The following is a 535-nucleotide window of genomic DNA, read 5'->3' as shown; positions in this document are numbered from 1 at the left end:
GGAGTGGCAGAAAGACGACGCTGATGGAATTCATTGTTGCTCATGTTTCACACCTTTTGACTCTTCACGGTTAATCGGAAATTAAACGCCCAGACGATCGCGCAGGCTGTAATACGCCGCGCCCATCGCGGTAAACGGCACACGCAGCGTGCGCCCGCCGGGGAACGGGTAATGCGGCAGATTGGCGAAGGCATCGAAACGTTCGGCGTCGCCGCGCAGCAGTTCGGCAATCAAACGTCCGGCTAGATGAGTACAGGTCACGCCGTGGCCGCTGTAGCCCTGCATGTAATAGATGTTGGTATCGAGGCGACCAAACTGCGGCATACGCGACAGGGTCAGCAGGAAGTTGCCCGTCCAGCGGTAATCAATTTTCACGCCCTTCAGCTGCGGGAAGGTTTTCAGCAGTTTCGGCACCACAAGGCGCTCAACGTCATCCGGGTCGCGCGCGCCGTAGACCACGCCGCCGCCGTACAGCAAACGGTTGTCGGCGGTAAGACGGTAGTAATCAAGCAGATAGTTACAGTCTTCCACACCC

General features: G+C 57.8%; 1 pseudogene. It reads right to left on the bottom strand.

Annotated elements, in window-relative coordinates:
* Positions 1-81: 81 nt before the first annotated feature.
* Positions 82-535: pseudogene (gene puuB / locus ACLJOO_RS42685) on the bottom strand (gamma-glutamylputrescine oxidase); the annotation flags it as partial.

This window comes from Kribbella sp. C-35, from assembly GCF_046549195.1.
Lineage (GTDB): Bacteria > Actinomycetota > Actinomycetes > Propionibacteriales > Kribbellaceae > Kribbella.
Note: the sequence above shows the minus strand (reverse complement) of the source record. Positions and strands in the feature narration are given on the sequence as shown.